Annotated in this window: 6 protein-coding genes; 2 read left to right on the forward strand and 4 right to left on the reverse strand. The window is 65.8% G+C overall.

What is annotated here, in order from left to right:
• Positions 1–581 (reverse strand): DNA polymerase ligase N-terminal domain-containing protein (locus H0W38_RS17445; protein WP_292456421.1); only part of this gene is annotated, 581 nt, incomplete at its 3' end.
• A gap of 398 nt (positions 582–979) precedes the next feature.
• Complete coding sequence (locus H0W38_RS17450; protein ID WP_292456423.1) at positions 980–1,666, reverse strand: alpha/beta family hydrolase; 687 nt, start codon at positions 1,664–1,666, stop codon at positions 980–982.
• A gap of 117 nt (positions 1,667–1,783) precedes the next feature.
• Here H0W38_RS17450 and H0W38_RS17455 point away from each other — a divergent pair, with 117 nt between their 5' ends.
• The gene (locus H0W38_RS17455; RefSeq protein ID WP_292456426.1) at positions 1,784–2,731 is read left to right on the forward strand and encodes a Ku protein; all 948 of its coding nucleotides are present in this window, start codon (positions 1,784–1,786) and stop codon (positions 2,729–2,731) included.
• Positions 2,728–3,552 carry a tetratricopeptide repeat protein gene (locus H0W38_RS17460; RefSeq protein ID WP_292456428.1) on the forward strand — a complete coding sequence of 275 codons (825 nt, stop codon included), beginning with the start codon at positions 2,728–2,730 and terminating at the stop codon, positions 3,550–3,552. The genes H0W38_RS17455 and H0W38_RS17460 overlap by 4 nt, the downstream gene beginning before the upstream one ends.
• A 128-nt stretch (positions 3,553–3,680) precedes the next feature.
• Here H0W38_RS17460 and H0W38_RS22150 read toward each other — a convergent pair whose 3' ends face one another.
• The gene (locus H0W38_RS22150; RefSeq protein ID WP_367162327.1) at positions 3,681–3,992 is read right to left on the reverse strand and encodes an OB-fold nucleic acid binding domain-containing protein; all 312 of its coding nucleotides are present in this window, start codon (positions 3,990–3,992) and stop codon (positions 3,681–3,683) included.
• Positions 3,992–4,096 (reverse strand): hypothetical protein, encoded by a 105-nt coding sequence (locus H0W38_RS22155; protein WP_367162329.1) that lies wholly within the window; start codon positions 4,094–4,096, stop codon positions 3,992–3,994. The genes H0W38_RS22150 and H0W38_RS22155 overlap by 1 nt, the downstream gene beginning before the upstream one ends.
• Positions 4,097–4,362 lie beyond the last annotated feature (266 nt).

A 4,362-nucleotide genomic window follows, 5' to 3' on the forward strand; every position in this document is an offset into this window, starting at 1 on the left:
GAGGCGGGCACAGCCAAGGGCTTGGCGATGACGCTGTCCGGCAGCGCGGTCACCACGTCGTAGGCCGCTCTCGGCCGTGCGAACGCGTCGCCCCGCTTCTTGAAAAGGATCCACAGCTCCTGCTTGTCGCCCGGCTTGGCGATCCTGACCAGCTCCCAGAGGCCAGCCAGCTTCTGGCCGTGAAGCTTGAAGAGCAATTTGCCCTTGGCAAGACCCTCTGCCGGATCGCCGATCGGCTCCCAGTTGCCGTTGTCCCAGACGATCACGCTGCCCGCGCCGTACTGCTTCGCAGGAATGCTGCCCTCAAAAGACCCGTAGCTGAGCGGATGGTCTTCGACGTGAACGGCGATCCGCTTGTCCGCCGGATCGAAGCTCGGGCCCTTCGGTACGGCCCAGGAGACGAGCACGCCACCGAGTTCGAGGCGGAAATCGTAGTGCAGGCGACTGGCAGCGTGCTTCTGCACAACGAACGACCGGTTGTCCGCGGTCGCAACGTGCACACCGCGCGGCTCCGCGGTCTGGGCGAAGTCGCGCTTCTGCCAATACTTCGCCAGTGGCCCGGTGACTTCAGGAGTCGGCATTCGTGCAGCGTAGTGTCCGATTCAAGGTGCCGCAAAGCGGGAGTACGCGCAAGTCGATAGGGGAGCGGGGTTGGCATCCCTGAAAATCTGGACGCCAGCCAGAACCGCTGCACACTCGCAACGTTCGAGGACCGACATCATGTTCGAATGCCAACTCTGTGGAGCACGGTTCTACCCGGTAGGCACCGCTTGGGGAAACCAGGCCTGCGGAGACTGCATCGCCGCGCAGATCGAAATGTTGCTGGCGCCTGCGCCTGCTACGCAGAGGAAGCCGATGCGGCGGGCCGCAAGCGAGCAGGGTTCGGCCGAGAACTCCAAGGCCGCGGAAGATGTGGTCCAGCCGTCCGACCGACGCTCTGCTTAGAACCGAGCAAACCGCCAGGCCGCGCCTGCGCAACTCAGGTCGCTCGCAACTGCGAGACCCACCCGGAAAAGCAGTCCAGCATCGCGGACATCGCCTGCTCATCCGTGCGACCGCTTCGAGCGCGCACATGGAAGGCATGGTCGGCGTCATCGGCCAGCGACAGGGTCGCGCCCGGTCCCAGTCGTTCGACCACGGGACTCAACAAGTCGAGCCCGGCCAGTTTGTCGCGTGTGCCTTGCAAGAAGAGCATCGGAACATCAACCTGGGACAGGTGTTCGGCACGTTGCACGGAAGGCTTGCCCGCAGGATGGAGCGGGAAGCCGACGAATGCCAGCCCGCTGACGCCCGGCAACGGGCAGGCCGCCTGCGCCTGCGACGTCATCCGCGCGCCAAACGACTTGCCGCCGGCGATCAGTGCGATGCCGGAGCAGCGCCGGCCCGCCTCAACGACAGCCGCCCGCACCGCCGTGTGCGCCACGGCGGGAGTGTCCGGCCGCTTCGAGCCCCGCTCCATGTAGGGAAACTGATAGCGCAGCGTCGCGATCTGCCGGTCGGCCAGGCCGTCGGCGAACGCGGACATGAAGGCATGCGTCATCCCTGCGCCAGCACCATGCGCGAAGACGAAGCACGCCGTTGCGCCCGGCGGAACCAGCAGCAGTCCGCTGACGGCCTGCGCGGCCTCCAGTGCAATGGAAATCAGCTCGGGGATCGGGCGGCTCATGCGCCAGCATGTACCGGCTCACGGCCGGGCGCAACCGCGGGGTGGGCGGCCGGGCAGTTGCTTGAACGCGCAACCCGGCGGACGTAGGATGGACGGTCCTGTCCTGAGGGAGCTTCCATGGCCGCACGATCCATCGCCACGTTGACGCTGAGTTTTGGTCTGGTCTCGATCCCGGTGAAGCTCTACTCCGCCACCGAGAGTTCGGGAACGGTCAAGTTCAACATGCTTGCGGCGGACGGCTCGCGGCTCAAGCAGCAGTACGTCTCCGAGAAGGACCAGAAGGTCGTGCAGCGCGCCGAGATGGTCAAGGGCTACGAGTTCGAGAAGGACAAGTTCGTGCTCTTCACGGCCGACGAGCTCAAGGCCCTGGAAGAAGACAGCAGCCACTCGATCGAGATCGTCGCCTTCATCCCGGAGAAGGCTGTCGATCCGATCTTCTACGACAAGGCTTACCTGCTGGCGCCGGACAAGCGCGGCGGCAAGCCCTATGCGCTGCTGATGGAAGCCATGCGTAAGTCGGGCCGCTGTGCGCTGGCCAAGTGGGCCTGGAAGGCCAAGCAATACATGGTGCAGGTGCGACCGGTCGAAGACGGTCTCGTGCTGCAGCAGCTTCTGTACGCCGACGAGGTGCGGTCGCTGAAGGATCTGGGCATCGAGAAGGTGGAGGTCTCGGGCGCCGAGCTGCAACTCGCCTTGCAACTGATCGACCAGATCTCTGAAGACAGCTACGAACCGGGGCAGTACGAGGATACCGAGAAGAAGCGCATCCTGAGGGCCATCGACGCGAAGATTGCCGGCAGCGAGATCGTCGCATCGGCTCACAACGAGGAGCCGAGCACCGGTCAGGTGATTGACCTCATGGATGCGTTGCGCGCAAGCCTGGGCAAGAAGGCAGCGACACCCGCAGCAACCGGAGCGACCGCATCCAAGGGCGCCGCAAAGGCTGCACCGACCGTGACCGCGCTGACCGAGGCCAAGGAGCGCAAGGGCGTCAAGCGAGCGACGAAGACCGAGGAACCGGTGGCGGCGCCGGCAGCGACCACCAAGGCTCGCGCAAGGAAGTGAGCCCCAAGGCGCAGTCCACCTTCACGCTCCGCGCTGCCCAGCAGAAGCTGGGCCTGTCGCGCACGGTACTGGCGGGACTCATCGACGCGGGGTTCGTCAAGCCGAGCCGCGGGGCGCGCGGCGAATTCCGGTTCTCGTTCCAGGACCTGATGCTGCTGCGTACGGCCTATGCCCTGCAGCAGTCCGGTATACCGCCAAGGAAGATCCTGCGCTCGCTCACCAAACTGAAGTCGAACTTACCTTCGGAGCTTCCGCTGACAGGGCTGCGCATCACTGCCGTGGGCGCCGATGTCGCGGTGCGCGATCGGGACGGCACGCTAGCGGCGGCGTCGGGGCAGCTGCTGATGGACTTCGAGGTGTCGGCGGCCGGTGGAAGCGTTGCCTTCCTGGACCATCCGATCGCAGCCTCTGCGCCGGATGCGAAGGCTTTGTTCACGCGCGGTGAGGCGCTCGAAGTCGAAGATCCGGCGGCCTCGGAAGAGGCGTACCGGCAGGCACTCGAGCTGGCGCCGGACTTCGAGGATGCCTATCTCAACCTCGGCGCGCTCTTGTGCGAATCACACCGCTGTGACGCGGCGATCGAACTCTACGACGCGGCAATCATTCGCTGCCCACGCTCGGCGCTGATTCGATTCAATCGGGCGGTCGCGCTCGAGGATGGGGCGCGCTTGGAGGAGGCCATCGCAAGCTACGAGCAGAGCCTGGAACTGGACCCGGCGCTGGCGGACGCGCACTTCAACATTGGCAGGCTGCAAGAAAAGCTGGGTGACGCGCGGAAAGCATTGAGACACTTCAGCGCGTATCGGCGGCTGCAACGGTAGCCGCGCACCCCCGCAGTCGCCTTTCAGTGGAAGTCCCGACTTACCGTCGATGCCGCCAACCGGCCCAGCAGCGGCGCCATGTCCTCGAGCCGCCGCGCGACCAAGTTCTTCACATTACCCTCGCGCTGTCAGGTCCCGTACACGGCCAGCAGCCGCGACCCGAGCAGAGCCTTGCGCTGCTGCTCCCGCAGGCTCTTCCACACGATGACCTGCACGACACCGGTCTCGTCCTCCAGCGACACGAAGATGGTTCCATTGGCAGTGTCGGGCTGCTGCGTCAGGGTGACGATGCCGCCGCAACGGATTGTGCGCCCGTTGGGCAGCGCATCCAGTTGTTCGGCAGTGAGCAGGCGACGCTGCTCGAGCTTCGGCCGCAACAGCGTTGAACGCAAAGCCGCGGCGCCCCAGACCTGCTGGCGTCGGTGGCCCGACAGGCTCATCAAGGCCTCCGCTGCGGGGGGAGCCCCATCTCGTGCTGCTCCAGGCGCGCGCGCCGCGCCAAGTCCTCCGCGCTGTCGAAGACCCGCTCTCCTCGCGCGGCCACGATGCGCTCGGTCGACTCGCCCTTGAGCCCAGCGATCAGCCGCAGCCAGAGCCGAACAACCGGCGGATGCGGCAGGTGACGATGCCGTCGATGGATTCACCATGGGATTCCGATCACGTTGCGCGCTCGTTGGCGCTCCGCCTTCGCAGAGGCAGGCGGGAAGACACCCACTTCAGTCCTCGGCCGTCAGGATGGCGGCGCAACGCAGGCCGCCCAGGGCACGCCCGGAGTCTTTCGGGAGCTGGCCAATGCCTTGCTGCCTCGGC

The organism is Methylibium sp. (genome assembly GCF_013817365.1).
Lineage (GTDB): Bacteria > Pseudomonadota > Gammaproteobacteria > Burkholderiales > Burkholderiaceae_C > Methylibium.